The sequence below is a fragment of the Blautia argi genome (assembly GCF_003287895.1).
Lineage (GTDB): Bacteria > Bacillota > Clostridia > Lachnospirales > Lachnospiraceae > Blautia > Blautia argi.
Map to the genome: position 1 here is coordinate 3,035,291 of NZ_CP030280.1, position 26,042 is coordinate 3,061,332.

Sequence of the window (26,042 nt, forward strand, 5' to 3'; positions counted from 1 at the left end):
TCTCGTTTGACTCTCATTGTACCCTTTACAGAGATAGATTGCAAGATTAAAACCAACGAAATCCTATGCGTACCTTCTCCTTTTCTTCCGGATTTTTCAGGATTTCCAGAAATTCCTCCTTTGTCAGCACTTCTTCCAGCTCTTCCTTTTTATCCTCTGTAACTACGCCGTAAGTTTCATCTATAAAGCAAAGAGAAGGATACAGCATACACCACCAGTTCTGTCCCTCTGCCTTTCCAAGCTTCAGCTTCAGAGCCTCATACTCGCCTTCCGGAAAGGTACAGTCCCCATACGTCTTTTCCGGAAACCAGGTCTTTTCCACCACAGCCTGAGCCTGATAAGCAAAACCCTTTTTTCTCATAACCTGCTCTGCTCTTTCCTCTATTTCCGGCAAATGGGTCAGCACTGCTTCCTTTGTTTTCTCCAAATCACTGTCCCCCGGAAGCAGCTCCTTCAGATATTCCGTAATTTCTGACTTTACCTCCAGTTTTATCTCCTGGTCCTCCTGCCGGTCACTGTTGGCAATTACATGAAAACGAAAGACCTCTCCTGCAATCCCCTGCTGAATTTCTCTGTCTAACCTCTGCCTGATTTCTCTGTTTTCCTGTTTCAAGTGTATCAGATAAATTCCTGTACAAAACAGGAGTGCTGCCAATGCTGTAAGCCCTGCCCGCAGTGCAAAGCTTTTCTTTTCCTCTTCCTTCATTTCTATGTACCTCCCGGTTTTTTCTTTACCGGGAGTATTGACGGATTCGCGGTCTTTTATTCACAGCCTCTGCAATGGGAAGTTTGGGCATTTCTTCCCCCCTGTGCCATGCATTATATAAATCCTGTAAGGTGACTGCGTCCTTTGGTTTTCCCTCCAGATTGTTTTCCAGGATTCCCGTCAGATATTCGCCTACGGAAACCTCATTTTCACTGTCCAGACTCATCAACGCTTTATTGTCCCCACAGACAAAAAACGTAGAGATTTCCTGCCACAGCCGGCTTTTCCTCCAGATACGCCAAAAGTCCTGTAAGCGCCTCTTCCTCCTCTAACACCTCTTCTCCCAGAATCAGCGCCTTTAAATGCCCCATATCCAGATATTTTTCCTGATTCTGATTAAAACGTTCCTCTGCTTCCTCTATGGTTCTTCCCCTGTAGGAAACTGCCTGCGCCTGACTTTCTGATTCTGACTCCTTTTCCTGGCCCGTAATCCGGGAGAGTCCCGGAATCCCATAAATGATTTCATATTCTCTGTTTCGATAATCCACACTCATAGAAAGAGGAAAGATTCTGTTTTCCAAAGACACGCCGCAGCCGGACAGGAAAAACGCACATAAAATCAGAGCAGCAAGAACTCTCTTTTTTCTCCCTGCACACATACTGTAAAAAAGCAAAAAGAAAAACAGCGGTCCATAGATGCTGGCAGTAATTTTTAAAAACACCTGAGGAGAAATGTCCTGATTCAGGCATACCAATGCCCCCCAGCACAATTCCTCCAGCTGCAAACCGGGCAGTTTTTTCCATTTTTATCCGCACCAGTAGCTCATGATTATAAAAGAATACACTACCAAGGGAAAAAAGAACACTGAACATCACTGCCGCCAGCCAGAAGATATCCACACGCTCCAAAAAGTCCCCGGGGATACGGATACCGGACATAAAATCCACCACCGGATATGCCTTATGCTCGTATCCTCCCAACCCGAAGCTGCCCTGCAAAAGCAAAAGCACCAGTATCTGAATGCCGGTCAGCAGCACTGCAGCGCCCCCGATGACTCTGCCTGTTTCCTGAGGTTTTCGTACATTTCCCAGAGTAACCGGTAAAAAAACAAAGGGAAGAAATAGGCAAAGCACCTGATACGTTCCCATGAGCCAGCCTTTTACACTCAATTCCCCAGTTTCATTCAGATATTCCGGTTTCATGCGGAGGATTCCGAGAAGCAGCATTCCCACCAGAATCACGAAAATCGCGGGAAAGCAAAGCTCCGCCATTCTGCCCCGCCTTTCCAGACCCTGACGACTTCCCAGATACGCCGCTGCGGCTGCCAGCAGAAGCACAGCCCAGGATACGCTCCCTTCTATAAAGAAGCGATCCGTAATACCAACAATCAAAAGAAGCAGATAGATTCCCATAAGCCACAGCCAGGACAGATAGACCAGGATAAAAATTCTCCCCATGATTTTTCCCATATACTGTATGGGATTTTTAAAAACCGTTTTCAGACGAATAAAGTAAATACACAAAAACAGATAGATTCCCATTCCGGTTAAAAGGGATAAAATCCCTTGTCTGCCCCGAAGCTGACTGCACACCGGAACAGCCAGAAAATAAATTCCCATAAGCCCTAAAAGTAATTGCCTGAAAAGCTGTCTGTGAGAAATCTGTGCATTGTCTGCAAACATTTATTTTCCTCCCTTCTTTTCCCGCTGCCTGATTCTCCCTTCCGCAGAAGATGCTTCCATACGCAGACGCACTTTCTGGTCTTTCTGTGCATACAGGGGTCTTCGTGTGAGAAAGCGAAAAGGCGCCCGAATCACACTGTCCCTTTCTCCCCTGTAGCCTGCCTTTATCCGGGCAGCAAAAGGCGTCAGATAAGGAATTCCAAAGCTTTTCAGCCCTGCCAGATGGCTGGCAGTCAGGTACAACCCCAGAAGGATTCCAAACACCCCAAGGGTTCCTCCCAGAAGAAGAAATCCAAACTTCAAAAGCCGAAAGGGCGCGGAAAATTCTTCGTTTGGAATGGCAAGGGAGCAAAGGGCTGTCACTGCCACCACCACCACCACAATGGGACTTACCAGATTTGCCTCCACTGCTGCCTGCCCTACAATCAGTCCGCCTACAATCCCAATGGTTCCCCCCAGAGGACCGGGCATACGCACGCCCGCCTCCCGAATGGTTTCAAAGGCAAGTTCCATAAAGAGTATCTCCAGCACACCGGGAAAGGGAACGCCCTGACGCGCCTCTGAAAAGGAAAGTATCAGGCTGGCAGGAAGCACCTGAGTGTGAAAGTTTGTCACTGCCAGATAAGTACCGGAAAACAGCATGGTGAACAAAACAGCCGCATAGCGAATCAGACGCTGAAGGGACACAATCTCAAACCGGTTGTAATGGTCTTCACTGACCTGCAGAAAATCACTGAAAGCTGCCGGAAGCAGCATGCCGATGGGGGAATGGTCGCACAAAAGCAGGATTCTGCCGTTTAAAATCTCTGCCGCACACTTATCCGGACGTTCGGTGGTCTGAAACTGGGGAAAGGGGGACAGCCAGCTGTCTTCTGTCAACTGTTCCAGAATCCCCGAGTCCAGCACGCCGTCAATGACAAAGGAATCCAGCCTATCCTCTATGTCCTGCAAAAGTTCCGGGCGTATTAAATCTTCCATATATAAAAGCTGCACCACGGTCTGGCTTCTCTCCCCAAGAGTTTTCTGCTTCACCTTTAATCTGGTATCCCGAATCCGCTTCCGCACCAGGGCAGAATTGGTCTTTACCGCATCTGTAAAGCCCTCCTTTGATCCCCGCAGAACCTTTTCTCTGGACGCCTCGGCCACAGAGAGATTGGGATACCCCTTGCTGGACACCTTAATTGCCTTTGCATAGCCGTCCAGAAAAAACACCGCATTTCCTGCCAGCATGGAAGCGAATGCTGCGTCCATGGTATCCAGAGGCTGTACATCAGAAATTCCCATACCATTATCCTTTACAAACTGGAGAATCTCCCCTGCAGGCATTTCCCACATATGATTCACCAGCTTGCCGATTACTGAATCCTCCAGCATCATATTGCTGACTGCCACCTCTATATAGACCACCAGACATCGAATCTTCTTCTCTTCTCCCAAAAGCATAGGGCGTATAATGCAGTCATCACAATTTTTCAGTCTGTTTCTGATGTATGTTTCATTTTCTTCTATATGAATTGAAATCTTACTGTCCATAAATTTCCTCCTGATTATGAAAGGATTTCCTATGCATCTAAAAAGAATCTCGCTTGCGAGATTCTCCGCGCGCGAGCGGTGCCGTTCTCGGCTAAGTTCCTTTCCGCGAGCTGTGCCTCTTCACACGAAGTGTGCTTTTTTCTTGCATAGGATTCCGAAGGCTTTCTTATGCAAGAAAAAAGAGAGGCTTTCACCTCTCCTTTAGTATCCCGCGATTTTTCCATTCTATTCCTCTGCTGCCTGCTATTCCTGATTCAGGCTGCGGATAATGGCTTTCTGCTGATTATCAATATGCACTTTGATATATTCCAGGGCTTTCTTTTCGTCCCTCTCTCTTAATGCCTCACAGATAGAACGGTGTTCCTCTGCAAGAGTTCTTCTCACTGCAATATCTTTCAGATATTCCATGCGGTAGCGATACATCTGCTCTCTTAAATTATTCAAAAGCTGCACCAGTCTTTTGTTATTAGTGGCATTGTAAATGGTATCGTGAAACTCCACGTCTACCTCTGCCAGTTCTGTGAGATTGCCGTCTTCAATAAGCTTTTGAAAACGCCCTTCAATTTCCTGCAGCTTCTCCAAATCCTCTCTGGTAATCCGCTCACAGGCAAGAGAAATTGCCAGCACCTCCATGCCCTTACGCACTTCCAACACATCGTTTAAATCTCTCTCTGTAATAGACGCCACCTTTGCCCCTTTTCTGGGCGCCATGACTACCAGGCCTTCCAGCTCCAGCTTACGGATTGCTTCCCGAATGGGGGTTCTGCTGACTCCCAACTGGTCTGCCAGTGTAATTTCCATTAATCTTTCACCTGGCTTTAATTCTCCCTTTAAAATTGCTCTTCTCAGCGTATTAAAGACAACATCTCGCAAAGGGAGATATTCGTCCATCTGCATTTCTAACTCCATGCTATTTCCTCCTTCCGCCGTTGTTAAATACTGTTGTCAGGAAAACGGTTCGTGCAAGACGGCTTTCTCTCAATGCCTCACAGGCATGTTCCGCCAGCTTTTTATCGTCAAATAATCCGAATACCGTAGGACCGCTGCCGCTCATCATGGCATTTAAGGCGCCATGGTCTTTCATATGATTTTTAATCTGCTCAATAATCGGATAATTGGGAATGGTCACGGTTTCCAGAACATTTCCCATAAGGTCAGCAATTTTATTCAGATTATGCCACTGGATTGCCTCCAGCATTTCATCAATGGGCGGGTGATATTTCAGCTCATTTGCATGAAGGTTTTCATAGACAAATTTGGTTGATACACTAATGCCCGGCTTTCCTATGAGTACATAGCAGTCCGGACAGGCAGGAAGAGGACGCAGCTTATCTCCGATTCCCTCTGCAAGCGCGGTTCCCCGAAGCAGACAATAGGGTACGTCGGCTCCGATTTTTACACCTCTTTCCATTAAATCCTTTACAGACAATCCCAGATGAAACAAACGGTTGACTCCAATCATGGCAGCGGCAGCATCTGAACTTCCTCCTGCCATACCTGCTGCCACAGGAATAAATTTCTGCAAATCCACAGTCAGTCCTTCCTGAATCTCAAACTCGTCCATCAAAAGCTTTGCCGCCTTATGTACCAGATTGTTTTCATTCACCGGCACAAAGGGCAGATTCGTGGTAATTCTGATACCCGGTCTGCGGCTGATTTCCATATCTAACTGGTCATACATATTAATGGTCTGCATAATCATACGCAGCTCGTGATATCCGTCTTCTCTTCTGCGTAAGACATCCAGACCCAGATTAATCTTTGCAAGTGCTCTTAATCTCATGTGTGTTCCTCCCGCAATCTTGTATTTCGTATACAATATGCCGAAGCAAAATAACGATATTGTATATTGTATCCGTTTTAGTACACTCTATTCTATCCGAAAAAGGGGAATTTTTCAACCGGTAATGGGAAATAATCTTTCATGCCAATATCCAACCTGATATACCCTCCTTTGTTCATGGAACACACTTTCCTATAACTCAAAACAGAAAACCCCGTACGGGAACAAAAATTTCCACATACAGGGCTTCTTTTCTATTGTATAATCAGGTCTGTAATCCTTCCATTTTTCACATCAATCAATCCCTTATCCGTTATTTTGAGGGCAGGACTTACCGGAAGCCCAAGCGTTCCCAAAGACATAATCGGATTGTTGTGCTCATATCCTAATTCTTCCAGTGATTCCCGCACTCTTTTTAAAGAACAGGCAATTTCTTCTACACTTTTTTCTGAAAGAATCCCGCAAACAGGCAACTCCAGTTCTGAAAGAACTGTCCCGTCTTTTACTGTAAGTATTCCGCCTTGTAACTCACGAAGACGGTTTACAGCAAAAAACATATCCGAAGGATTATCTCCTACAACAAACAGATTGTGGTGATCATGAAAATAAGTTGTCGCAGCGGTTCCTGTTTTCAGTCCGGCTCCTGTCATAAATCCATAACCGATATTTCCATTTTTTCCGTGCCGCTCGATTACCATTGCAAGAAGGCAACCGCTCTCCTGCCACTGAAGCTTTCCCCGTTTTACAGGCATTGTCACCAGCTTTTCTGTGGTTTGCGTTCTGTCTGAATGAATTTCCATCACGCGAACTGTCACTTCTGTACAGTCAGGGCTCAAAGCCGCAGGAAGGGGTACCTGAAAATCTTTTAAAGTAATTGCAGGAAGCTGCACACTGCGATAAAAATCCTCCGGAAAAGCATAGGAAACAAATTCTTTTTCCGCAAAGTCCTCAGAAAATATTTCCAACCCGTTTTTATACACATAAGCCGGTTTTAACACAGATGGATCACGAAGTAACTGGAAATCTGCCAACTTTCCTGGAGCAATGACACCACGGTCATATAAATGCATACGCTGACAGGGTGTATAGGTGGCGCAATAAATTGCGTATTCCAAAGGAAATCCAACACTAAGCGCACGCTCCACAACATAGTTGAGCTGCCCTTTTTCATGCAGCACGTCCGCCATTGTATCGTCTGTCACAAAACAGCAATACTCATACAGATGATTCTCGCAAATATATTTCAGGATTTCCGGCTTCACCATTTTATTCTGGATTTCAAAGAACATTCCATTTTCCATACGCTGCCGTACTTCCTCAAGGGCATGTTCCGTATGGTCACCGTTAATCCCCAGGTATAAAAATTTTGCAAGTTCCAGGTCAACGAGAGATGGACAGTGGCCTTCTATCACATATCCCGGATATTCCTCATGGAGGTATTCAAGAAATTTTGTTATTTCTAATTCATTTTCCTGAATAATTTTTCGATAATTCATGATTTCGCCTACACAAACCACGTCTTTTTCTGAAAGCAAATGCTTCATATCCTGATAGTTAATACTGCCCCCGGTTGTTTCCAGCATTTCATTGGTAGAAGGTACACTGCTTGGAATACCATAAAAAATATCAATAGGCGCGTTTTTAGCTGCAGATATCATTTCCAGGATACCGCGAACCCCTTTTACATTTGCTATTTCATGTGGTTCTGATACAAGGGTTGTCACACCATACTGCGCCACACAGTTTCCAAACGGAACCGGTGTTGTCATAGAACTTTCAATGTGCATATGAATGTCTACAAATCCCGGTATCATATACATACCGTCAGCGTCCACAACTTTGTCTGCCTGGAATGGCGTGTTCTGCTTTCGGTCAATATAATAAAATTTTCCATTTAAAACAGATACATCTGCCTTCACAAATTTTTTAAGATAAGAATTAAATACGTTTACATTTTTTATAAATAAAGAAACGTGTTCCATAACACTTCACCTCTAAACAAGTGTGTAGAAATAGAGCAGACAAACCGCTACTAATACATACATAACTGGTTCGATTTTTTTCATTTTTCCGGCTGCGATTTTCATGAGTAAATAAGCTGGAAGCGCTACACAAATACCATTTGCAATATTATTTGCAAAAATAGTGAAGGTCACACAGATAAATGCAGGAATATATTCTGTAATATCTGAATAATCAATATTTCTCATTCCGCTTAACATATTAATTCCGATAAAAATCAAAACCGGACTGGTTGCTGCTGATGGAATAATAAGAGCCAGCGGCGCAAGAAACAGAGCAAGTCCAAAACAGATGCTTGTGAAAATCACAGTAAGACCTGTCTTACCGCCTGCCTCTACTCCGGCAGAGGATTCCAGATAAGTTGTCATACTTGGCATACCGAATAATGCGCCAAAGCTTGTAGCTATCGCATCAACTTTAAAACATTTGTCGATTCCGGGAAGGTTTCCATTCTCGTCCAAATATCCTGCTGTTGCCCCAACGCCTAATACAGTTCCAAATGTTGAGAAAAAATCCGGTACAAACAAGGCAATTAAGAATGGAATATAGGCAAAATCTAAAGCTCCTATAAAATCAATGTTTAAAAACTGTTCTCCGATATTTGCCGGAAGGGAAAAAATACTCTCCGGTAATTTCGTTACACCAAAAGGAATTCCGATTACGGTTGTAATAAGAATCGCCAAAATCATACCACCAGGTACATTTCTGACTTTGATGACAAGAAGAAGGAAAAATCCAATGACAGCAACCAGTACAGAAGGAGAAGTCAGCTCTCCAAAAGCAAGATTGTTTTTGTCTGCATTTGCAATAATAAGACCACAGTTTTTAGCGCCTAATAATGCGATAAAAAGGCCGATTCCGGCACTGACTGCGTGTTTTAAGCTGACCGGAATCACACGGACAACTGCTTCTCTAAGCCCCAGGAAAGAAATCAGTATAAATAAAACTCCACTCCAGAAAATAACTCCTGCCGCAACAGGCGCACTGATTCCTTCGTTTGAAATCATAGAGGCTACAATCCCAACACTTCCCAGTCCCGGTGCAAGAGCAAACGGACGATTTGTATAAAGAGCCATGGCGCAGCTTGTAAGAATAATAAGCAGTACCATAACAGTCAGCATCACATGTTTGTCAAAACCAGCACCGCTTAAGATGTTCGGAACAGTTGCTAAAACATAGGCCATTGTGACAAACGTGGTAATTCCTGCCAGCAATTCTGTTTTCACATTCGTGTGAAATTCTGAAAGTTTAAATTGTTTTTCAAACCAATTTTTCATTTGAGAAACTCTCCTTTTCTTTTATTAATCTCTTGATAATCCGAATGTATCTATTGTATGATAGAAAAAATGGGAAGTCCAATTCATATTTTCCATAAAAACTATGCCAAAATGGAATAGGAGGTTGTTATGAATTTTACAGAATTAAACTATATCCTATGTATTGCAAAGCATCAAAATTTAACGAAAGCCGCACAGGAGCTATATGTTTCCCAGCCAACACTTACGAAATATTTACAAAAACTAGAGCGAGAAATGGACGGAAAATTATTCAGTCGAAGCGGTAACAGTTATACGCCTACCTATCTCGGAAGAAGATACATGGAATATGCAAAAAAGGTGCTGGCAGTGAATCAGGACTGGGAAAAAGAATTACAGGATTTAACTTCTCACAGCGAAGGAGAACTGAATATTGCCTTTCCACTTATGCGAAGTTCCTGTATGGTTCCCCAGATTATGCAGATTTTTCATGAAAAATATCCGGGAGTAAAAGTAAATCTTCTTGAAGAAGCTTATGCAATACAAGAAAGGCTGCTCCTGGACGATCAGCTGGATTTTGCGATTTTCAATGAAGTAAAGCCTCATTCTAAATTGGAATACGAAACCCTGTTTCATGAAGAAATCTTGCTGGTCATGCCGGAAGACCACCCACTGGCTTCTATGGGAAATGAAAAAGAAGGCTATCCGTGGATAGATTTAAAACTACTGAAAGATGAGCCCTTTGTCCTGCATTTTCCGGAACAGAATACAGGACAGATAGCATTGGAGCTGTTTGCAAAATACCATATCCAACCGCCGGTTTCAATCAGAAGCCGAAATACTGTAACTTGTGTAAAATTGTGTCAACGTGGATTTGGAATGTGTTTCATACCTGAAAATTATATGAAAAACCTGGAATTGAAAAAGAGTCCGGCCTGCTTCTCTATCGGAGAACAGGGAGTATTTAGTACATTGTCCATTGCATACCGCAAAGGCGCATATCTTCCGGTATATGCAAAGGATTTTATTAATATTGCGCGGGAATATATGTGAGATTTTTCTTATAGAAGCAATAATCTTTCGAGGAGCTTTCCTCCTGAAATAAGGAACGGGGCTGCCTCACGAAAATTCGTGCAGCACCCCCTGAAATGAAAGGTTTAACAATTTAATTTTTCCAGCCCTCAGGCAGATATTTTAGGGTTCCCTGAATCATATCGTCTACCAGATCCCTTACCTGTGCTTCTGTGCATTTCTTGCCTTTTACCAAAGGGTCATTCAAAAATGCCTGTACAACCAGCTCTTTATCGCAGGTCAGCGCTGCCTTTAAGGTTGTTTCATGATTCTCCACATGAGGCATCATCAGTGCTCTTACCTTTTCCGGAATTTTTCCTGCCACCACCGGACGGATTGCATCTCTTTCAAAGACCGCATTGGTTTCCACCACAGCAGAAGCAGGGAGGTTTGGAATCTGCAGCGCTGTATTGGGAATATTTACATTGCTCACAACCCGTTCCAGACCGCAGAGAGCTTTTATTAAAAGGATTCCCTCTTCTCCTGTAGGCTTCAGTTCTACTTCTTCTTCGCCTTTTAACAACCTGCTGCTCTTTTCCAGGCGTTCCTTTAAGTCCTTTTTTCTCCAATCCACAGTTGTCAGACCGAATTTCCAGCCTGTCACTGTTTCCGGGTCATTTAAGTATTCATCTCCAGGCATAAACTCAGCCAGGTGTCGGTCGCCTGCTGCCGCAATCAGTCCATATCGCTTAAATAAATCAAATTTTACTCTGTGCGCGCAGTTAAAAGCGCTGTTCGCCCAGTTTTTATCTGGCTCATTGTAGCCTTCCTCATAATGTTCGTCAATGTATTCTCTGTAAATCGGGAACAAAATCAACGCCTTTGTAAGATGCATAGTCAAACCAGGTAAAATGATTAATACCCAGTACATTGACATGAATATCTCTTCTGTCTATGTTTTCTACCTGCAATTTTTCTTCTGCAATGGCTTTTAAAACCTTCTGCGTTCCAAAAACCTCATGGCAGCAGCCAAAAGCCTTAATCTCAGGGAAGGTGTGATACAGTGTCTTTACACACAGGCTCATAGGGTTGGTATAATTGATAACCCAGGCAGAAGGCGCATATTTCTTAATGTCCTCTGCAATTTTTACAAACATGGGAATAGTACGCAAAGCACGTATGATACCACCCGGTCCGGCCGTATCCCCTACAGACTGATAAATACCAAGGCGTTCCGGCGTATGTACGTCAACTGCCATTTCATCAAAGCTACCAGGCAAAATAGAAATCACAATAAAATCCGCCCCGGTCAAAGCCTGTTCCATATCCGTGCAGGTTTCGTACTTCCATTTGCCCACAGCCTCTTCTCTTTCGGAAACACGATTTCCAATCTCCTCATTAGCCTTTGCCGCTTTCTCATTTAAATCATACAGGCGAATGGTTCCGCTCATATCTTTTTCCAACGCCAAATCAGTCATAAAGGTCCACGCCCAACCGCGGGAACCGCCTCCTATATAAGCAATCTGTACATCAGACACTTTTCCATTTCTGTAAATCATAAGACATTCTCCTTTTCTTTCCATTTCATTGTTATACTTATCCCTTTAAGCCCGAGGTGCTGATACCCTCTACAATATACTTCTGCAGGAAAATAAATATCAGCATAATCGGCAATACCGACAGAGTTGCCATGGCAAACATGGCTCCGTAATCCGAAGAGGAACCCGGGTCACTGAACAGCTTCAGCGCAAGGCTCACCGGATATTTTGCTGAATCATTAATGTAAAGAAGGGCGGACAGGAAGTCGTCCCATCTCCACATAAAGGAAAAAATACCGGAAGTAATCAACACAGGCAGCATCAGCGGGAAAATAATTCTTCCGAAAATCCCGTAATAAGAACAGCCGTCAATCTTTGCTGCTTCGTCAAGCTCTCTGGGAATTCCCTGAATAAAGTTCATCATCAGGTAGGTAAAGAATCCCTGGACAGCAAAGCAATAAGGAATAATCAAAGGCATATAGGAATTTACCCAGCCAAGCTTCTGATACCAGAGATACTGAGGAATCATCAATACCTGTGCAGGAAGCATCATGGAAAGCAACATGGCAACCACTAAAATCTTCTTTCCTCTGAATCGGCATCTGGCAAGTCCATAAGCCACAATAGAGGAAGAAAAAACAGTTCCTACAGTTGCCACTACCGAAATAAACAGGGAGTTTTTGAAAAAGGTTCCAAAGCCTACTCCGGCAAAGCCTTTCCAGCCGTTAATATAATTGTCCAGCGTAAATTCTTCAGGAATCAGCTGTCCTGCTGTAGTAAAAATAGTATTTGTATCTTTAAAGGAACTCATAATCATCCATACCAGCGGATAGATCATAATCAGGCCGAATATGGTAACGATGACATGATAAATAATTTTTCTGTGCATTTTTTTCTTCTTCATAGCCCTTAATTCCCTTCATCGTAAACCCAAAATTTCTTTGTTGCAAACAGCACCAGTGTAATCAGCCCAATAAGCAGCAGCATAACCCAGGCAAGGGCTGCGCCGTATCCTGTGTTGTAGAATTTAAAGGACTGGAAATAGGTGTATACGGTGTAAAACAAAGTGGAATCCATAGGTTTTCCCTGTGTAATAATAAAGCACTGGGTAAAGGCAAGGAATCCGTTTATCATCTGCATAACCAGGTTAAAGAAAATGGTTGGTGTCAAAAGAGGCAGGGTAATCTTGAAAAACTTGTTAAATTTATTTGCCCCGTCTACATCTGCGGCTTCATACAATTCTGACGGAATCTGCTTTAATGCAGAAAGGAAAATCAGCATGGAAGAACCAAACTGCCAGACCGCCAGAATAATCAGCGTCCAGATGGCTGTCTTGGTATTTCCCAGCCAGGCAAAATCTGCGGGAAAACCAAACACAGACAAAATCTTGTTTACCACCCCGTCTGCCGCAAACATTCTCTTCCACAAAATTGCCACTGCTACAGAACCACCGATAATGGAAGGCAGATAATACACAGCCCTGTAAAAAGCAGAAGCCTTACTGCTTTTTACCAGAATCATAGCAACAATCAAGGCAAAAATCAGCCTCAGCGGCACAGAAACCAGGGCAAAATAAAAGGTTACGCCAATGGATTTCCAAAATTTCGGGTCATCGGTAAACATCTTAATGTAGTTATCCAGACCGCACCACTGAGGTGCGGAAAGGATATCATAATTACAAAAAGAATAATAAAGGGAAATTCCCATGGGAACGATCATAAATAACAGGAAGCCGATAATAAAGGGCATGGTGCAGATAACGCCTGCTGCACTCTCGGTATTCAGCTTTTTCCGTATGGACATCTGCTTTGTCTTCTTCATACTTTTCTCGACTCCTTTTCTTTATTGTGCGCCTGCCTCCATAAAGGCATTTCCTTCTTCAAATAATTGTTTTGCAGCATCGTCAGCGCTAATCTGACCGTAAAGCACCTGTTCTTCCAGGTTCTTCAATAAATCGTAAACCTCATTTGCTCCGTTTGGTGCAGCTGGATTAATTGTCGTACAGGAAGGAGTTACCACTTCATTGATATAACGGACAATCTTCTGATTTGTTTCATCTAATTCCGGTGTGATTGCCTCAGATACCTTCTGAGAAATAGGCACCCCTCGTTCTCCCAGCAATACCTTGTTACATTCTACAGAGTTTGTAATATAATCCAGTACCTTCACTGCTTCTTCCGGGTTCTTGCAGTCTGTGGTTACGGCAAAGAACTGGCTTGGTTTCAGATAATTGGATTTTGTCAAATCATCAGACGGCCAGGTTGTAATCCCGATTTCCACACCTTCCGGCGCTGCCTGCTGAATGGCTGCCAACTGATTAGAATAAGCAAAGGCACACCAGGACATGCTGTCTTCGCTGCTTCCGTAAACCATGGGATCCTGTTCTGCAGAACCTATGGTAATCTCTGTAAACACGCTTGGATCTACATGCCAGCCCTCTTTTACTGCCTGCTCTTCCAATGCAAAAATGGTATTGATGTCTTCCGGACTTTTGGCTCCCAGCTTTCCTTCTTCAAAGAAAATCTGATCTTTTGCTCTCAGCCAGTATTCGGGCAAAGTTTCATGGTTGTATCCGATATTGGTACGAAGCCCTGTTTTTTCCTTTATTTCTTTAGACAGTTCTACAAACTCATCCATGGTCATTCCGTCCTTTACTTCAATTCCTGCTTTATCCAAAGCCGTTTTGTTATAAAGAAGCGCCGGCGCATTGACGCCATTACATACTGCATAGGTTTTTCCATCTACTTTTGCTGATTCCAGAATGCTTTCGTCCGCATCTTCCAGATTCAGAGTTCCGTCCTCAATATACGGTGTCAGATCCAGAAGCAGTCCGTTCTTTACATACTGGTCATAATACTGCAAATCCATCTGTACAATATCCGGCATGGTATGTCCTGCTGACGCAGTTGCCAGCTTGTTCCAGTAATCATTCCATTCAGAAAACTGTCCGTCAAAAGTCACGCCCGGATTTTCCTCGGAATACATTTCCAGAATCTTGCTGGTACGCTCATTTCTCACCTGATTTCCCCACCAGGCAAAGGTCATTTTCCCGGAATCCTCTTTTTTTGCATCATTGCTTTCCTTCTCACCGCTGCTTCCGCCGCAGGCTGCCATGCTGCACACCATAGCCATACCTAAAACCACTGCTAATATTCTTCTTTTCATAATCTCTTCAACCTCTTTTCCTCACATTTTCTCACGACGTCGTTTTGTGATTTTTATTATAGACAATCTTTTCTTTAGAAGAAAGAAACAAAACCTAGTTCTTTTTAGACGAAACCGTGCATTTTTTGCTCTCAGATTGGTTTTTTTCGTATTTATTGCTATAATAACAACACCGTTAGTTAAGAAAGATGAGGCAAATTTTATGTTTTGTAAAATAAGAGAAAAAGTTGCAAATGCACCTTTATCAAAGAAATTTTTAATGATGCTGCTTCCGGGTATTCTTTTGTTTGCATTTTTTATCCTTGCAGGCTTTCTCCTGATTATCCGCTCCGGCAACCATATGCTGTACCAGACTTCCGGAGAACTGCTCTCCTATTCTGCTAAAGATATTTCCCGGAATCTTCAGTCCGTACAGGGTATGGCAAACTTTATTCTGGAAGACTCTACCATGCAGACCGCTCTTTCAGAAAGCAAAGACCAGAAAGAAAATAAGATTCCTTCTGATGCGTATAACCGGATTCACGCAACATTAAATACCTACTATCAGAAATATAAGTCCCACTATGTGGACTATGTACAGGTAGTCAACAATAAATTTTCCGTCCTGTCCTCTGGTATTGACTCTCACGTTCTTCCTCCTGAACTGCAGAAAGAACTAATCGAAACTGCCCGGGTACAAGACGGACGACTTTGCTGGATTACGGATTACTGCGATACTTATGGAATTTTTCTGGTGAGAAGTCTTAGAAGGATTGAGCATCTGAAACTGGACGAACTGGGGGTACTGATTATTAATGTCAACATCAAAAATATGATAGAAGATATTTCTGCTCCAAACCGGACACAGGATTCTGTTTCTTATATTTTATGTGAGGACAGCCAAACCCTCTATGCGCCGCCTGCCTTAAAGGATTATCAAAAATCTGCCCTGGAGCAGATTCCAGACGGAGAATACTCTATTCAAAAAATAGCCGAAAAACGCTACTTTACCATACGAGGACGTATTGCAGCTACCGGTTGGGATTACTTTTGTCTTTCTCCTTATGAAAGCATGTACAAAAATTTCCGGTTTTTCCAACAGCTTTTTATTTTTCTTTTGTTTTGCAGCCTTCTGCTCTGTATTTTGCTCACCAAAGCGCTTCTAAAACCTCTGGTGGCACACTTTGATTTATTAATCACAAAAATTAAGGCATTTGGCAATGAAAAATTTGAAATTATCCACTGTCCTTATTCTTATGAAAATCGTTATGATGAAATCGGTCTGCTTCACCAGCAGTTTGATTCCATGGCACTGAAAATACAAACCCTTATCCGGGAAAATTATGAAAACAAGCTGCTGGCGAAGGAATCTCAGTTAAAAGCTCTGGAAATGCAGATTAACCCTCATTTTCTGTATAACACTCTGCAGACCATAAACTGGAGAGGCAAGCTGTTAAAAGATGAACCCATTTCCCTGATGACCGAATCACTGGGCAAACTGCTGCGGATTACTCTCAGCCGGAAAAACAAGGACTCCACCCTGGCGCAGGAACTGGAACTGGTAAGATACTATATGAACATTCAGGGAATCCGGTTTGAGGACACCCTCCAATACAAGGTAAACATACCGCCTGAGCTTTTGGATACTTATCTGCCCAAGTTTACCCTGCAGCCTCTGATTGAAAACGCCATTCACTATACCCTGGAAGATGACAGCGATGAATGCTTTATTTCCATTCAGGCTCATCAGGAACTCTGCGGTATTGTCATCACTGTTTCCAACACGGAATCCCGTTTTGAAGAGCATCTTTTAGAAAAACTGCTTTCAAAGGAAATCCTTCCAAACGGATTTGGCATTGGTATTTTAAATGTTCACAAACGACTGGAACTTGCATTTGGAGATGCCTGCAGTCTGGAATTTATCAACGAAGAAAATTTTGCAACTGTAAAAATAACCGTACCTGACAGGAACGGAGGAAAAAAGGAGAAACGGACATGCTTCGATTACTGATTGCTGACGATGAAAAAATCATTCGGGAAACCATGTGCAGTATTATAGACTGGAAAAGTCTGAATATAGAAGTGGTGGGCGTATGCAAAAACGGACTGGAGGCCTATGACGCCATTTTAGACGAGTATCCGGACATTGTGCTTACAGATATTAATATGCCGAAATTATCCGGGCTGGAACTGATACAGAAAATCACCCAAAATCGGGACAATATCCAATTTATTATTCTTTCCGGATATCACGATTTTTCTTATGCCAGAGAAGCTATGCGGTATGGTATCAAACATTATATTTTAAAACCCTGTAATGAACAGGAAATCATAGAGGCAGTGCAGGACGCTATAAAAGAGCATTACAGACAGCTTCCCTCTCAAAATATAGGACAAAATCCTCTGTTTTCCGGAGAATATCTGCAAAAAAATCTGATGTATAATATTTTACTTCAGCTTTTATCCTCAGATTTGCCAACAGAAAAGCTGCCGCCTCTTTATGAATCTTACCTGGACTTTTACCATACGCCCTATCATTTATGCTATGTGTTTTTCCTGGAAGAGGTCTTTGTCAGCTCCTGTATCTCCCTGATACAATCCTTTTTCAAATCCTACGGGATTACGGCTTCCTTTGCCTATATTTATGTGAAAAATACTCTTGTATTTTTCTTTGCAGAACCTCCCGAAGGCGCTTCCTTCTTACCAGAGCTTGGCTCCTTTCTGGAAGAAAAAATGCCCCAAACGCCCTGTTCCTTTCTGGAAGAAACCTATGACGCCCTTCTTCCTCTTCTGGAAACTCTGCGTCGGAAGGTAAAACGTTATGAAACCATTTATCTGTATTCCGGGACTCACCCCATTACTATCTGTAATTATAATTATGTATTTCAGAAAACCCTGGAAATTTCTGACTGTCTGGCAAAAGAAACCGAGGAAACCGCACACAAAAATCTTCTTGAAGAATTGAAGCAACTTTTGCTTTCTGTAAAGGATTTAGACTTTCTCCGCTCTCTGGTAAACAGTCTTTTGCTGAGAGCCATGCAGACTTTCACTTCCCTGCCTGCTGCCGAATTAACGAACTTTATGAAATTCGCTGCTTCCGTATCCTCTAATCAGGAAATCTGCGACTTTCTTTTTGAAAAACTGGAAGTATTGTATCCGGCTCCGGTTATCAGCGGGGGGAATCTAAAACCCTTTATCCAGGAGATTCTGGACTATACCAACGAACATATCGGCGACTGTAATCTGACCCTGAAATGGATTGTAGAAAACCAGCTCTTTATGAATGTGGACTATGTCAGCCGTCAGTTTGTCCTGCAGACAGGAATTAAATTTTCTGCCTATCTCAATGAACTGCGTATCAAAAAGGCAAAACAGCTTCTGATTAACTGCGACGCTGAGAAAATTTATACTATTGCAGAACAGGTTGGGTGCGGAAATAATCCCCAGTATTTCAGCCATCTGTTTAAAAAATATACAAAAATGACACCAAAAGAATATATCCAGAAAATGAAAGGAGAAGAGGGAGCTTCTTAAGGCTCCGGAAAGTCAAAAGCTGCTGCCAAAACTACTTCTTTGACAGTTTTAGCAACAGCTTTTCCCATTCCTATTTTATTCCAAACAAGTTCTCTGCATTCTTCCGTGTCACTTCTATGACCTTTTCCGCGGAAACGCCTTTTATCTCTCCTATCATCTCTGCCACATAGGTCAAAATAAGCAGAACAGTTCCGCTCCCCTCTGTGTGGTTCCGGCGCCAGATAAGGCGCGTCTGTTTCCAGCAGAAGATAATCAAGGGGTGCATACTCCACTACTTCCTTTAGCTTCTTTCCATTCTTGAAAGTCACCACGCCGCCAATGCCAAGAAAATATCCCATGTTCATGTATTCTCTTGCCTGTTCTTTCGAGTAGGAATAACAATGAATCACGCCTCTTAAATAATCTGCCCGCTCTGCCTTCATAATGTCCAGGGTGTCCTTTGCCGCGTCCCGACTGTGTACAATAACAGGCAAGTCTGTTTCCTTGGCAAGGTCCATCTGACGCACAAACCACTTCTTTTGCACGTCCCGTCCTTCCTTGTCCCAGTAATAATCCAGACCGATTTCGCCGATTGCCACGATTTTTTCCAAATCGCAGAAACCACGCAGCGCCTTCATTTTTTCTTCGTCCAGCACGCCTACCTCGTCCGGGTGAATACCCACAGCTCCGTACACAAAGGGATACTGCTCTGTCAGCTTTACGGTATCCAGAACTCCCTGAAAAGACGCGCCAACATTTAAAATAGTTCCCACGCCTTCTGCATGCATGGATTTCAGAAGTAAGTCCCGGTCTTTTTCAAAAGCTTCGTCATCATAATGTGCGTGTGTTTCAAATATCATGGATTCCTCTCTCCTTCAGTCTTTTGTATACCATTTCCCTGAATAAAGCGTAGACCACGGAAGACAGCGGGATAAAAATCAGCATGCCCACGACTCCCATAAGGCTTCCGCCCACGGTAACGGCAACCAGCACCCAGATAGAAGGAAGTCCTACCGAACCGCCCACTACATGAGGATAAATCAGATTTCCTTCTATCTGTTGCAGCATCAGGAATAAAATCACAAAACCAATTGCCTGCATGGGGTTGGAAACAAAAATCAGAAAAGTTCCCAGCACACAGCCGATAAACGCTCCGAAAATCGGTATCAGCGCAGTAAAGGCAATGACAACGCCGACCAAAAGCGCATACGGGAATTTCAGAAGGCTCATGGCAATAAAAAACATAGTTCCCAGAATCACGGCTTCCAGACACTGTCCTGTCACAAAATTGGCAAAGGTTTTATAGCTTAAAGAAGCCACCTTTAAAGTTTTCTTTACAAATTTTACAGGCACAAACGCATACAGCACCTTTTTCACCTGCACAGACAGCTTTTCTTTCTGAAGCAGAATATAGCAGGCAAAAACAAATGCCACACAGAAATTCATCAGAGAATTAATCACGGTTTTTGCCACTGTAAAGGTAGAATTTAATACATTTCCGGCTCCGTTTTTCAGGAAATCAATGGCTGTCTGAATAATTTTATCCCAGTTAAATTCAAGGCTCTGAATCCACAGTGAGATTTCCTCACTGTCCGGGAAGGTACTTACCGCCCATTTCTGCAATTCCGGAAGAAGCGCTTCGATGTTGTTGCTGATGCTGGCAACCGTTGTTCCAACCTCCGGAATCACTACCAGAAGCACAATCTGAACCACCACCAGCACGAACAGAATGGAAAGCACCAGACTTGCCAGTCTTACCAGTTTTCTCTTCTTGACTTTTCCAAACAGCCTTTTTTCCAGAAAACTCATAGGCAGATTTAAAATAAATGCCATAGCGCCGCCCAGAATAAAAGGAAAGACAATTCTGCCCACAAACACAAATCCTGCCGCCAGATTTTCAATTCTCTGCACTCCTACATAAAACAAGACTGCAAAAACAATCAGAAACATCATATTCTTCATGTTTTTCTTATTAAATTCCATAAATACCCTCCCCGGAATCTTTTATTTTCCGATTTTCTTACGAACCCATTTAATAAACTGGATAATCGGAAGGTTGGCAAGAGATAAACCGTACATAATCAAAAGCTGTGTAAGGTTCAGAGTCTGTACCTGGAAAATGCTGTGCAGCCACGGAACTGTCATAACAGCTGTAATGAGCAGCACACCGATTCCAAAAGCTCCTGCCAGGTAAACGTTATTGAAAAATCTCTTTGTAAATAATACAGGTTCGTCTGCTTTACAGTTAAATCCATGTACCAGACGGGAAGTACACAGAGTTCCGAATGCCAGGGTAGACGCCAGAAGCGGACTTTCCTGATATCCGATATAGAAACCAATCATAGTCATAATACCAATTACCAGACCTTCGATTCCAATCTTGGAAAGGAAATTTTTTGTCAGAATGGACTCATTCATTGGTCTTGGCTTTTCGTTCATAACCGTTTTGCTGTGAGGCTCCAGTCCCAGGGCAATTGCCGGAAGACTGTCTGTCAAAAGGTTGATAAACAACAGATGCACAGGTGCAAACGGTACCGGAAGACCTGCTATAGAAGCGTAAAGCACTGCCAGAATACCTGCAAAGTTTCCGGAAAGCAGGAACTGAATGGCGCTTTTAATGTTTTTATAAACATTACGTCCATTCTCTACTGCTTTCACAATAGTCGCAAAATTATCATCTGTCAATATCATAGATGCAGCATCTTTGGAAACCTCTGTTCCTGTGATACCCATTGCCACACCAATATCAGCCTGTTTCAGAGCAGGAGCATCATTTACACCGTCGCCGGTCATGGATACAATATTTCCCTTATCCTGCCATGCCTTGACAATACGAATTTTGTGTTCCGGTGAAACACGGGCATAGACAGAAATTCCTTCTACGAAATCTTTCAGTTCTTCGTCTGTCATGTTTTCAATCACAGCGCCTTCACAGGCCTCGGATTCATCTTTCAAAATACCGATACGCTTTGCAATGGCTGCTGCTGTTACCTTATGGTCACCTGTAATCATAATCGGTTTAATGCCGGCTTTGATACATTCTTCAACTGCAGCCTTGGATTCCTCTCTCGGCGGGTCCATCATGGCAATCAATCCAAGGAAGGTCATATCCTTTTCATCATCTACGGTAAGGGTGGTACCTTCCGGTACGCTCTTATAGGCAAATGCCAGTACACGCAGACCATTTCTGGAGAATTTCTGGTTCTGCTCTTCGATCTCCTGAATATCTGCCTGAGAAACAGGTTCTGCCTTGCCGTTTTTCTGAATGGTAGTTACTCTGCCTAAAAGCACGTCTACCGCACCTTTTGTCACCATGGTAGAGCCTGTTTTTAAGGTATGCAGGGTAGACATCAACTTTCGGTCACTGTCAAAAGGAACTTCGCTGAAACGCGGATATTTTTCCCTTACGGTTTCTGCCGGAACACCCAGCTTATCTCCCTGATTAATCAGGGCTGTTTCTGTGGGATCACCGATTTCCTCACCGTTTTTGTTGGTAGAGTCGTTACATAAAATACTGTGGCGCAGAAGCTGTTTCTGAGCATCGTCTTCCAGGTCAATGGCTTCTGCCGGAATTTCTTTTCCATCTACATAGTAGTATTCCACTGTCATCTTGTTCTGTGTCAATGTTCCTGTCTTATCTGAACAGATAATGGACACGCTTCCCAGACCTTCTACTGCCTGCAGCTTACGGACAATGGCATGCTCTTTCGCCATTTTCTGTGTACCAAAGGACAACACAATGGTTACAATAGAGCTTAACGCTTCCGGAATTGCCGCTACTGCAAGGGCAACTGCAAAGAGGAAGGCATCTCCAATGGATTCTCCTCTGAATACGCTGATTCCAAACAGGATTGCACAGAACACAAGGATTAAAATAGAAAGCTTCTGTCCGAAGTTGTCCAGGTTCATCTGCAGCGGAGTCTTCTTCTCAGAAGTGCTCTTCAAAAGTTTGGCAATCTTACCAACCTCGGTTTCCATACCAATAGCTGTTACCAGGAAAGAACCTCTTCCGTAGGAAACAAAGCTGCCGGAATATACCATATTGGTTCTGTCGCCAAGAGGCACTTCTCCGCTGATGGCTTCTTCTGTCTTCTCTACGCCAAGACTTTCCCCCGTCAGGGCGCTTTCATCAATCTTCAGACTGGCGTTTTCCAGAATACGTCCGTCTGCCGGAACGTAATCACCTGCCTCCAGCATAACAATATCACCAATGGTAACTTCTGAAGACGGCACTTTTATCACATCGCCGTTTCTGAATACCTTTGCTTCCGGTCCCGACATGGCCTTTAAACTGTCTAAGGACTGTTCTGCCTTTACCGTCTGAACAGTTCCCAAAATTGCGTTCATGGTGATAACCACCAGAATAACAATGGCGCTTTCTGTTTCGCCCAGCAGTCCGGATACAATGGCTGCCACAATCAGGATAATAACCAGAAAGTCCTTGTACTGCTCCAGAAAAATCTGAAGTATAGATTTTTTCTTTTCCTCTACGAGGGCATTCGGACCATATTTCTGCTGATTTTTCTTAATCTGGTCCTCGCTTAAAGGGTGGGTGCTGCCATTCACAGTTTTCTGGGCTTCTGCTCGTGACATCTGATAATACTCTTTCATGCTTTTTCCTCCGTTCGTTTTGAGCCTTCTCAGGACTCTGTTTTTATAGTGTGCTTCGTAAAGGTCTTTTTTATCGCAGGAAAGAACACGCTTTCCTGTGAAATAAAAAACAGCAAGACCTTTACTGCACAGTCTGCTATGCAATAAAAGTCTCGCTGTTTCATCACGACACGGACGAGAATACTCTCATCGAGATTGACGACGCCGTAAACACCTTGCGGTGCCAGCTACTCCCTTTCATTAAAGAGAATAATAAACGATAAAGGCGGGGTTGTCAATGGGGAAAATTCGATACAGGCACAAATCCTTTGCTTTATCACTCCTATTTCCCTTACGGCAGCACCTTCCCCGCCGCCATATACAGCGCATACCACTCTTCACGGCTCAGTTTCACCTCTGATGCCTTACAGATATCTGTCAGCCGCTGCTGATTGGTTGTTCCCACAATGGTCTGAATCCTTGCCGGGTGTCTTAAAATCCACGCCACAGCAATGGCATTATTCGTCACCTGATACTTTTCTGCCAGTTCGTCAATAAGCTGATTCAATTTCGGGAATTTCTCATTTCCCAGAAAAACGCCCTCAAACATGCCGTACTGAAACGGGGACCATGCCTGAATGGTGATGTCCTTTAAGCGGCAGTATTCCAGAACACTTCCGTCCCGGTTTATCCCGGCTTCCTCATGCACATTTACGTTCAGCCCGGAATCAATGATATCGCAGTGTGCAATGCTAAACTGCAGCTGATTTACTTTTATCCGGTTTCCACAGTATTTATTCAGCAATTCCATCTGCATGGAATTCTCATTGCTCACGCCAAAATATCGAACCTTACCGGATTTTTCCAGTTCTTCAAAAGCCTCTGCAACCTCCTCAGGTTCCATTAAAGTATCCGGGCGATGTAAAAGAAGAAGATCCAGGTAATCGGTTTTCAGTCTTTTCAGACTCTTTTCTACAGATTCCACAATGTGCTCTTTTGAGAAATCATATGCCTTACCGGGAATGATTCCGCATTTGCTCTGTATAATCATTTTTTGACGCATGGCGGGTTCCACAACCTCACCGAATACCTCTTCCGCATGACCGCTGTCATAAATATCCGCATGGTCAAAAAAATTCACTCCACAGTCCATTGCTGTATCAATCAGGCTTCTTACCTCTTTTTTGTCTTTCAGCCCAGTAATCCGCATACAGCCAAGCCCGATTTCCGGTGCTTCTAAATTTGTATTTCCAATAACTAATTTCCTCATTGTGTTCCTCCTGTTTCATTACTTTCTGTTTATCCAGACCTGCATTTCTCCCAGCCCCCTGTTGTTCCACAGGAAATAAGGCACTGCTTTAATATCCACCGGTTCTTCCTCTATAGCACAGAGCGCATATAATTCTTCACCCTCTGTTCCGTTTTTCCTCTGAATACCTTTTCCTTCCAGCACCACGCAGGTTCCCAGTTCATCACTTTCCTTTTCTGTAAGTCCTTTTTGAATATCTACAGAAAGCTCGGACAGGTATTTCCCATTGTCTGCTTCCTCAATGCAATATACCAGCGGTCCCCTGATAATTGCCACTTTTCCTGCATTGTAATGCACTCTCCGATTGGACTGTACAAATCTGGGTTCCATATCCAACTCCACTTCCAGAACAACTCCGTCTTTGAAATTTCTTTCTATATAAATATATCCATTGTCCTGTATAACTGCCTCTGTTTCCTGTCCGTCTGTCTTTAACGTCCATGTCTTACTCCATGCAGGGATACGGATTGCCAGAGTAAGCGGTTTTTCCGTATCGGAAGATGCCTGGAAGCAAACAGTTCCTCTCCACGGATATTCTGTGGTCTGAACAATCTTTAAAGTACCGCTTTCCAGCTGTATCTTTGCTTCGCTTCCCATAAACAGATGGGCATAAACCGTATCTTCTTCTGCTGTGTAGAGATATTCCCACAAATCCGGCAAGGTTCTAGCAATGTTGGGAGGACAGCAGGCACAGGCAAACCATTTCTGCCGTTCCGGCTTCACATGAAATCTCTCCGGATTTCCCAGGCAGGTTTCCGGTACCACCTGCAGTGGATTTACATAAAAGAAACGGTTTCCTTCCCGGTTCATACCTCCCAGTACAGTATTATATAACGCCTGCTCCATCGTATCTGCATAGGAACGGTTTACCTCTGCCTTTAACATTCTCTGGGCAAAAAACAGTAGTCCGATAGACGCACAGGTTTCTGAGTAATTGGTATCATTGGGCAAATCGTATGGTACGGTAAATGCCTCACCGGAATGTGTGGAGCCAATTCCCCCAGTAATGTACATCTGCTTCTTTACAATATTATCCCAAAGGGTTTTGCATGCCTGCAAAAGCTCCTTCTCCCTGGTTCTGGCGGCAATATCAGCCATGGCAGTATACATATAAACAGCCCTTACGGCATGTCCTGTGGGTTCTTCCTGCTGACGCACCGGCGAATGGAACTGATTATACGTTTTGTAGGAAAACTGATTATAAGTAATATTAGGTTCCTTCTGCACAGCCTTGTTCCAGAAAGAAATTTTTCCTCTCTGCTCAAACTCCTGCTCAAAGAACTCGTCCGTTCCTCTCCGGTTGATAAAATATTCTGCAAGTTCCAAATATTTCTGAGTTCCTGTAACATCATACAGTTTTATCAGAGCCAGTTCAATCTCCTGATGTCCCGGATATCCGTGATTTTTTCCTTCCTCTTCTCCAAAGGTGCGGCAAAGGCAGTCTGGCCAGTCTGGCAGGCAATATCCAGAATTTTTTTCTTTCCGGTCCCTGAAAATAACGCACAGCGCTTTCAATAAAATGTCCTGCACAGTAAAGTTCGTGACATTCCAGCAGGTCTGTCCACTTTTTGTCCGGCTCTTCAATGGAAAAATAGGTGTTCAGGTATCCGTCCTCTTCCTGGGCTGCCTCAATAATATCAATCACACTGTCTGCTTTTGCTTCCAGCTCCTCGTCCCTCTCCAAGAGCAGAACGTTGCCAACTGCCTCCAGCCATTTGTACACATCGCTGTCCTGGAAAACCTGACCGTAAAAATGTCCTTCCATCTGGTGTGCCGCAATACGAAAATTATCAATGGCATGGCTGGGCTCTGAATCCGGCACACGGTCGTTTAAAATTTCCCATTGATAGGGAATCACCTTTTCTTTTATCAGCTTTACATAAGAATTCCAGAAAGAACTGTTCACCTTACATTCTTCCTGTTTTAATAAGCGATACTTCTCCATACTCCGTTT

The 26,042-nt window shown here is 43.4% G+C and carries 20 protein-coding genes and 2 pseudogenes; 3 read left to right on the forward strand and 19 right to left on the reverse strand.

All coding sequences use genetic code 11. The annotated features are described in order from the left end of the window. Positions 1-46: 46 nt before the first annotated feature. The 9 genes from spoIIR to DQQ01_RS14805 form a co-directional block, all read right to left on the reverse strand. Complete coding sequence (gene spoIIR, locus DQQ01_RS14770) at positions 47-706, reverse strand: stage II sporulation protein R (protein WP_111920616.1); 660 nt, start codon at positions 704-706, stop codon at positions 47-49. Positions 707-731: 25 nt separating this feature from the next. Then, complete coding sequence (locus DQQ01_RS16795; protein WP_242980429.1) at positions 732-932, reverse strand: hypothetical protein; 201 nt, start codon at positions 930-932, stop codon at positions 732-734. A 7-nt stretch (positions 933-939) separates the two neighbouring features. Beyond that, on the reverse strand, positions 940-1,287 hold the full coding sequence (locus tag DQQ01_RS16800; protein ID WP_242980430.1) for a Ger(x)C family spore germination protein: 348 nt from the start codon (positions 1,285-1,287) through the stop codon (positions 940-942). Further along, complete coding sequence (locus DQQ01_RS14775) at positions 1,229-2,389, reverse strand: GerAB/ArcD/ProY family transporter (protein WP_242980431.1); 1,161 nt, start codon at positions 2,387-2,389, stop codon at positions 1,229-1,231. The genes DQQ01_RS16800 and DQQ01_RS14775 overlap by 59 nt, the downstream gene beginning before the upstream one ends. Next, positions 2,390-3,922 carry a spore germination protein gene (locus DQQ01_RS14780; protein ID WP_111920617.1) on the reverse strand — a complete coding sequence of 511 codons (1,533 nt, stop codon included), beginning with the start codon at positions 3,920-3,922 and terminating at the stop codon, positions 2,390-2,392. A 243-nt stretch (positions 3,923-4,165) separates the two neighbouring features. After that, on the reverse strand, positions 4,166-4,831 hold the full coding sequence (locus DQQ01_RS14790) for a GntR family transcriptional regulator (RefSeq protein ID WP_111920619.1): 666 nt from the start codon (positions 4,829-4,831) through the stop codon (positions 4,166-4,168). Between the two features lies 1 nt (position 4,832). Further along, entirely contained in the window at positions 4,833-5,705 is an 873-nt protein-coding gene (gene ispE / locus DQQ01_RS14795; RefSeq protein ID WP_111920620.1) for a 4-(cytidine 5'-diphospho)-2-C-methyl-D-erythritol kinase, read from the reverse strand. A 254-nt stretch (positions 5,706-5,959) separates the two neighbouring features. Then, complete coding sequence (locus tag DQQ01_RS14800) at positions 5,960-7,687, reverse strand: adenine deaminase C-terminal domain-containing protein (protein WP_111920621.1); 1,728 nt, start codon at positions 7,685-7,687, stop codon at positions 5,960-5,962. Between the two features lie 12 nt (positions 7,688-7,699). Next, the gene (locus tag DQQ01_RS14805) at positions 7,700-9,004 is read right to left on the reverse strand and encodes an NCS2 family permease (protein WP_111920622.1); all 1,305 of its coding nucleotides are present in this window, start codon (positions 9,002-9,004) and stop codon (positions 7,700-7,702) included. A 129-nt stretch (positions 9,005-9,133) separates the two neighbouring features. Here DQQ01_RS14805 and DQQ01_RS14810 point away from each other — a divergent pair, with 129 nt between their 5' ends. Continuing rightward, entirely contained in the window at positions 9,134-10,036 is a 903-nt protein-coding gene (locus DQQ01_RS14810) for a LysR family transcriptional regulator (protein WP_111920623.1), read from the forward strand. 112 nt (positions 10,037-10,148) lie between these two features. Here the strand turns inward: DQQ01_RS14810 and DQQ01_RS18295 are convergent. The 4 genes and pseudogenes from DQQ01_RS18295 to DQQ01_RS14830 all read right to left on the reverse strand — a co-directional run bounded on the left by DQQ01_RS18295 (position 10,149) and on the right by DQQ01_RS14830 (position 14,697). Beyond that, positions 10,149-11,553 (reverse strand): annotated as a pseudogene (locus DQQ01_RS18295) (alpha-glucosidase/alpha-galactosidase). Positions 11,554-11,590: 37 nt separating this feature from the next. Then, positions 11,591-12,436 (reverse strand): carbohydrate ABC transporter permease, encoded by an 846-nt coding sequence (locus DQQ01_RS14820; protein WP_111920624.1) that lies wholly within the window; start codon positions 12,434-12,436, stop codon positions 11,591-11,593. 5 nt (positions 12,437-12,441) lie between these two features. After that, a complete protein-coding gene (locus DQQ01_RS14825; protein WP_111920625.1) occupies positions 12,442-13,353 on the reverse strand; it encodes a carbohydrate ABC transporter permease in 912 nt (303 codons plus the stop codon). A 21-nt stretch (positions 13,354-13,374) separates the two neighbouring features. Beyond that, the gene (locus tag DQQ01_RS14830; protein ID WP_111920626.1) at positions 13,375-14,697 is read right to left on the reverse strand and encodes an ABC transporter substrate-binding protein; all 1,323 of its coding nucleotides are present in this window, start codon (positions 14,695-14,697) and stop codon (positions 13,375-13,377) included. A gap of 202 nt (positions 14,698-14,899) precedes the next feature. On the opposite strand from DQQ01_RS14830, the gene DQQ01_RS14835 reads away from it, so the two are divergent. Next, positions 14,900-16,687, forward strand: a complete 1,788-nt coding sequence (locus tag DQQ01_RS14835; RefSeq protein ID WP_162624336.1) for a sensor histidine kinase — start codon at positions 14,900-14,902, stop codon at positions 16,685-16,687. Further along, the gene (locus DQQ01_RS14840; RefSeq protein ID WP_111920627.1) at positions 16,672-18,210 is read left to right on the forward strand and encodes a response regulator transcription factor; all 1,539 of its coding nucleotides are present in this window, start codon (positions 16,672-16,674) and stop codon (positions 18,208-18,210) included. The genes DQQ01_RS14835 and DQQ01_RS14840 overlap by 16 nt, the downstream gene beginning before the upstream one ends. A 70-nt stretch (positions 18,211-18,280) precedes the next feature. On the opposite strand, the pseudogene DQQ01_RS14845 reads toward DQQ01_RS14840, so the two are convergent. From DQQ01_RS14845 to DQQ01_RS16985, 6 genes and pseudogenes are all read right to left on the reverse strand, one after another. After that, a pseudogene (locus DQQ01_RS14845) lies at positions 18,281-19,049 on the reverse strand (TatD family hydrolase). Further along, positions 19,039-20,172 carry an AI-2E family transporter gene (locus DQQ01_RS14850; protein ID WP_111920628.1) on the reverse strand — a complete coding sequence of 378 codons (1,134 nt, stop codon included), beginning with the start codon at positions 20,170-20,172 and terminating at the stop codon, positions 19,039-19,041. The pseudogene DQQ01_RS14845 and the gene DQQ01_RS14850 overlap by 11 nt, the downstream one beginning before the upstream one ends. Positions 20,173-20,193: 21 nt before the next feature. Beyond that, the gene (locus DQQ01_RS14855) at positions 20,194-22,800 is read right to left on the reverse strand and encodes a cation-translocating P-type ATPase (protein WP_111920979.1); all 2,607 of its coding nucleotides are present in this window, start codon (positions 22,798-22,800) and stop codon (positions 20,194-20,196) included. A 331-nt stretch (positions 22,801-23,131) separates the two neighbouring features. Further along, positions 23,132-24,049 (reverse strand): aldo/keto reductase, encoded by a 918-nt coding sequence (locus tag DQQ01_RS14860; protein WP_111920629.1) that lies wholly within the window; start codon positions 24,047-24,049, stop codon positions 23,132-23,134. Between the two features lie 18 nt (positions 24,050-24,067). After that, positions 24,068-25,546, reverse strand: coding sequence for a glycoside hydrolase family 127 protein (locus DQQ01_RS14865; protein ID WP_278278191.1), 1,479 nt, complete (start codon positions 25,544-25,546; stop codon positions 24,068-24,070). Then, the gene (locus DQQ01_RS16985) at positions 25,461-26,033 is read right to left on the reverse strand and encodes a beta-L-arabinofuranosidase domain-containing protein (RefSeq protein ID WP_278278157.1); all 573 of its coding nucleotides are present in this window, start codon (positions 26,031-26,033) and stop codon (positions 25,461-25,463) included. Before DQQ01_RS16985 ends, DQQ01_RS14865 begins: the two co-directional genes overlap by 86 nt. Positions 26,034-26,042 lie beyond the last annotated feature (9 nt).

What these genes read in the sequence shown, in the direction of transcription:
- ispE (WP_111920620.1), bottom strand. Translation starts at nt 5,705, where the DNA reads ATGAGATTAAGAGCACTTGCAAAGATTAATCTGGGTCTGGATGTCTTA.
- DQQ01_RS14835 (WP_162624336.1), top strand. Translation starts at nt 14,900, where the DNA reads ATGTTTTGTAAAATAAGAGAAAAAGTTGCAAATGCACCTTTATCAAAG.
- DQQ01_RS14825 (WP_111920625.1), bottom strand. Translation starts at nt 13,353, where the DNA reads ATGAAGAAGACAAAGCAGATGTCCATACGGAAAAAGCTGAATACCGAG.
- DQQ01_RS14780 (WP_111920617.1), bottom strand. Translation starts at nt 3,922, where the DNA reads ATGGACAGTAAGATTTCAATTCATATAGAAGAAAATGAAACATACATC.
- DQQ01_RS14805 (WP_111920622.1), bottom strand. Translation starts at nt 9,004, where the DNA reads ATGAAAAATTGGTTTGAAAAACAATTTAAACTTTCAGAATTTCACACG.
- DQQ01_RS14810 (WP_111920623.1), top strand. Translation starts at nt 9,134, where the DNA reads ATGAATTTTACAGAATTAAACTATATCCTATGTATTGCAAAGCATCAA.
- DQQ01_RS14830 (WP_111920626.1), bottom strand. Translation starts at nt 14,697, where the DNA reads ATGAAAAGAAGAATATTAGCAGTGGTTTTAGGTATGGCTATGGTGTGC.
- DQQ01_RS14840 (WP_111920627.1), top strand. Translation starts at nt 16,672, where the DNA reads ATGCTTCGATTACTGATTGCTGACGATGAAAAAATCATTCGGGAAACC.
- DQQ01_RS14855 (WP_111920979.1), bottom strand. Translation starts at nt 22,800, where the DNA reads ATGAAAGAGTATTATCAGATGTCACGAGCAGAAGCCCAGAAAACTGTG.
- spoIIR (WP_111920616.1), bottom strand. Translation starts at nt 706, where the DNA reads ATGAAGGAAGAGGAAAAGAAAAGCTTTGCACTGCGGGCAGGGCTTACA.
- DQQ01_RS14800 (WP_111920621.1), bottom strand. Translation starts at nt 7,687, where the DNA reads ATGGAACACGTTTCTTTATTTATAAAAAATGTAAACGTATTTAATTCT.
- DQQ01_RS14860 (WP_111920629.1), bottom strand. Translation starts at nt 24,049, where the DNA reads ATGAGGAAATTAGTTATTGGAAATACAAATTTAGAAGCACCGGAAATC.
- DQQ01_RS14850 (WP_111920628.1), bottom strand. Translation starts at nt 20,172, where the DNA reads ATGGAATTTAATAAGAAAAACATGAAGAATATGATGTTTCTGATTGTT.
- DQQ01_RS16795 (WP_242980429.1), bottom strand. Translation starts at nt 932, where the DNA reads ATGAGTCTGGACAGTGAAAATGAGGTTTCCGTAGGCGAATATCTGACG.
- DQQ01_RS14790 (WP_111920619.1), bottom strand. Translation starts at nt 4,831, where the DNA reads ATGGAGTTAGAAATGCAGATGGACGAATATCTCCCTTTGCGAGATGTT.
- DQQ01_RS14820 (WP_111920624.1), bottom strand. Translation starts at nt 12,436, where the DNA reads ATGAAGAAGAAAAAAATGCACAGAAAAATTATTTATCATGTCATCGTT.
- DQQ01_RS14775 (WP_242980431.1), bottom strand. Translation starts at nt 2,389, where the DNA reads ATGTTTGCAGACAATGCACAGATTTCTCACAGACAGCTTTTCAGGCAA.
- DQQ01_RS16985 (WP_278278157.1), bottom strand. Translation starts at nt 26,033, where the DNA reads ATGGAGAAGTATCGCTTATTAAAACAGGAAGAATGTAAGGTGAACAGT.